We start from the raw sequence: 3,609 nt of genomic DNA, 5'->3' as shown, positions 1-3,609 counted from the left end.
CCCGATCCCATGCCCGACCGGCAGGGGCAGACCTTGCACACCCTCAAAGGCAAACCCGCCGCGCTGGTCACGCGCCTGCAAGGTCGCAGCCAGTTGCTGCCCGAGCCCGTGCATTGCGCGCAAGTGGGGCACTGGCTGGCGCACATGCATCTGGCCGCACGCGACTACGCGGGCACGCAACCCAATCTGCGCGGGCTCGCCTGGCAGACTCGCACCATCCCCGACATCCTGCCCTATCTCACCACCGATCAGCACGCCCTCATCAGCACTGAGCTTGCGCACCAGACCGACGTCGCCGCATCGCCCGCCTATGCCGCACTGCCGCGCAGCGCGGTTCACGCCGATCTGTTCCGCGACAACGTGCTGTTCGAGGGAGACACGCTCTCCGGAGTGTTCGATTTTTACTTCGCCGGGGTCGATACCTGGCTGTTCGATCTGGCCGTGGCGCTCAACGACTGGTGCATTCATCTGCAGACTGGCGAGTTTGACACGACCCGCTTTGAAGCCTTGCTGAGTGCCTACCTCGCCGTGCGCCCCATAAGCGATGCCGAACACCGCCTGCTACCCGACGCCCTGCGCGCCGCCGCACTGCGTTTCTGGACCTCGCGTCTGGCCGACTATCACCTGCCGCGCGACGCCCACCTGCTCACCCCACACGACCCCACCCACTTCGAGCGCGTGCTGCGCCAGCGCATCGCGTCCGCCTGAACCCGGGCCCTCGCCTGCCGATACCATGTCGGCTCCCTTCTTGGGCTCCTTTCTTGGTCTTTCTTCTTCTTCACCCTTTCATCGTCTTTCGCCATGCAACTGCGTACCGTCTCTGCCCGCGAGGGCCTGCTCTGGGTGCAAAGCGGCTTTCGCCGTCTGGCGCTGCAACCCTGGGCGGCGCTGTTGATGATCGTGGCCTATATCGTCGTCACCGGATTCGTCTCGGCGCTGCCCATCGTCGGTCTGGTGTTTCCGCTGTTCGTGGTGCAGTTCGGCACCCTGGGCTTCATGCAAGCCAGCCGCCAGGTCGCGCAAAAGCAGCCGCTTTGGCCCACGGTGCTGCTCACCGGTTTTCGCAGCGGCCCGCAGGCGATGCGCAGCATGGTGATTCTGGGCGTGCTCTACACCCTCGCCGTCATTCTGGTGCTCGGAGTCGGCAGCCTGTTCGACGGCGGCGCCATGCTGCGCCTGCTGCTGCTCGGCGACAAACCGCCGGCCAGCGCCATCGCCGATGGCAGCCTGCGCCTGGGCGCCATTGCCGCCACTCTGGCGTATATCCCCGTCTCGCTCGCCTTCTGGCTCGCCCCGCCGCTGGTGGCCTGGCACGCCATGCCGCCGGTCAAGGCGCTGTTTTTCAGCTTTGTACTGTGCGTGCGCAACATCAAGGCGTTTGCGCTCTATGCGGTGCAATGGTTGCTGCTCTTTCTTAGCCTGCCCACGCTCATCATGCTCGTCGCCAGCCTGCTCGGCGCCAGTGAAACCTTGGCAGCCATGCTCAGCATGCCCGTGGCCATCGCCATTTTTCTGGCCTACATCTTGTCGTTCTATTCCAGCTATGAATCGCTGGTCGGCGAAACCCAGGCCAGCACAATTCCGCAGTAATGTCTGGTGACAACTGCGCGCCTGACTGCAGGGCGTTTTGCACTATTTTTGTCTCTCATGCACTCACGCACATGGAGACACTATGGGGCAAATGGAAAACCCGCTGCAATGGGCAAGCATCACGCCGGAGCAGAACAGCAACAAACCAGTAGACGCCCTGCCCGTTGAGCGCGTCCCCGCAAGCCAGCTGCCTTACGCCAACTTTCTGCGCCACTACGTTCGCGCCAACCGGCCCGTCCTGATCGAAGGCGCCGTAACCCATTGGGCTGCGCTCAAAACTTGGACCCCCGAGTATTTCAAAACCCACTATGGCGACCACGAGGTCGCCATTTCCTATTCCAAAACCATGCGCATGGCCGATTTCGTCGATGCCGTGCTCGCCTCCACGCCCAACAACCCCGGTCCCTATATGTACCGGCTGTTTCTGCACGAACAACTGCCCGAGTTATTGCCTGACCTGATTCCGCAAAACCTCTACGGCTATCCGCGCCGTCATGTCAGCCCCCTGATGCCCGAGCGATGGAGGCGTCCCGACGGCTTTCTCAAACTTCTCATGGGCGGCCCGGGAAGCAAATTTCCCATCATGCATTTCGACGCCGAAAACGCCCACGCCCAGATCACCGAAATCTACGGCGACAAGGAATTCGTGCTGTTCTCGCCCGAAGACACCCCCTATATGTATCCAAGCCCGGTGCGACCCAACCTCTCCCTGGTCGATCAACCCTACCCGCCCAACCTGGAGAAATTCCCCCTGCTGTCCGAGGCCCGCCCCTGGCGCACCGTGCTGCATCCCGGCGACATGATCTTCGTGCCCTCCGGCTGGTGGCACACCGCACGCCCACTCACCCCCTCCATCTCCGTGTGCACCGCCATCCTCGATGAATCCAACTGGAATGGCTTCTGCCGGGAAATCACCGCATCTGCGGCACAGACACCCGCCCGACGCGCCCTCAAACGGGGCTATCTCGGCCTGCTGGGCAACGCTCTCAAAGCGATGGAATCCCTACAGGAACACACGCCCGCACTCGCCAAAGCCCTTGCGTTCCCCCAAAAACTCGCCCCCGCCACCGCACAGAACACTCCAGAGCCCTCCGCAAATCGGCTGAAAATTCGGATTCCGACCGACTGAAACAAAAAATCCCAATTTAAATCATTGACTTGAGATTTTTTCTTGGGGGCGCTCAAAAATGCAGATCACGGCGCAGGCGGCATAGCGGCTTTCTGGCGTGAATGGAATGCACCGGACGGAGCCCGATTTGTATCTCCGCGTGCGTGGGGGTTCGGCGCTCTGGATGTGCCGCTTCATGCAGTCGGGCAAGGCCCACGAGGTGAGCTTGGGGCCATTCATCAGCTTCAGCTTGACGCTGGCTGCTGCGGTGGCACAATCGGCCCGCCGAACCTGCGCCCTCGCCTGCGGTTGCACCGACATTCAGGGAAGTGGCCGAGCGGCTGTGGGAATCCATGAAACCCGGCTGGAAGAACCCCAAGCATGCCGATCAGTGGATCAACACTTTGCGCGCCTATGCGTTTCCGGTGTTCGGCAACAAGCCCGTGGCCGAAGTCACAACAGACAATGTGCTGGCTACGCTAGAACCGATCTGGCAAGCCAAGCATGAAACGGCAACACGGGTGCGCCAGCGTATCGAGGCGGTGCTATCGGCGGCCAAGGCGCGGGGGCGGCGCACGGGCGAGAACCCGGCAGCCTGGCGCGAGCACCTGGACGCCCTGCTGCCCACGATCAGCAAAAAGCGGCGGGTGGAGCATCATGCGGCAATGGCCTTTGCCGATGTGCCCACATTCATGGCCGAGTTGCGTCAGCGCTCGAACATAAGCGCATGGGCGCTGCAGTTCACCATCCTGACGCCTGTCGCACGAGTGAAGTGATTAGGGCACGGTGGACGGAGTTTGACCTGTCTGCGGGCCTGTGGGTCGTGCCCGCTGAGAGGATGGAACTGCTGCGCGGCATGCGACCCGGCTTGACCGTGCACGGCTTCCGGTCGAGCTTCCGGGACTGGGCTG

The 3,609-nt window shown here is 62.5% G+C and carries 4 protein-coding genes; all 4 read left to right on the top strand.

Going from position 1 to position 3,609, the window contains the following annotated elements:
• A partial coding sequence (locus AC2VLV_RS08035; protein ID WP_486989483.1) for a homoserine kinase occupies positions 1–708 on the top strand: 708 nt, incomplete at its 5' end.
• A gap of 93 nt (positions 709–801) precedes the next feature.
• Positions 802–1,590, top strand: a complete 789-nt coding sequence (locus AC2VLV_RS08030; protein WP_486989482.1) for a BPSS1780 family membrane protein — start codon at positions 802–804, stop codon at positions 1,588–1,590.
• A gap of 82 nt (positions 1,591–1,672) precedes the next feature.
• Positions 1,673–2,719 carry a cupin-like domain-containing protein gene (locus AC2VLV_RS08025; protein WP_486989481.1) on the top strand — a complete coding sequence of 349 codons (1,047 nt, stop codon included), beginning with the start codon at positions 1,673–1,675 and terminating at the stop codon, positions 2,717–2,719.
• A 332-nt stretch (positions 2,720–3,051) separates the two neighbouring features.
• A complete protein-coding gene (locus AC2VLV_RS08020) occupies positions 3,052–3,474 on the top strand; it encodes a tyrosine-type recombinase/integrase (protein WP_486989480.1) in 423 nt (140 codons plus the stop codon).
• Positions 3,475–3,609 lie beyond the last annotated feature (135 nt).

The sequence above is a fragment of the Thiomonas sp. TH-17 genome, assembly GCF_057473305.1.
Note: the sequence above shows the minus strand (reverse complement) of the source record. Positions and strands in the feature narration are given on the sequence as shown.

Excerpts from the sequence above, each read along its gene's own strand:
- AC2VLV_RS08030 (WP_486989482.1), top strand. The coding sequence starts at position 802 with ATGCAACTGCGTACCGTCTCTGCCCGCGAGGGCCTGCTCTGGGTGCAA.
- AC2VLV_RS08025 (WP_486989481.1), top strand. The coding sequence starts at position 1,673 with ATGGGGCAAATGGAAAACCCGCTGCAATGGGCAAGCATCACGCCGGAG.
- AC2VLV_RS08020 (WP_486989480.1), top strand. The coding sequence starts at position 3,052 with ATGAAACCCGGCTGGAAGAACCCCAAGCATGCCGATCAGTGGATCAAC.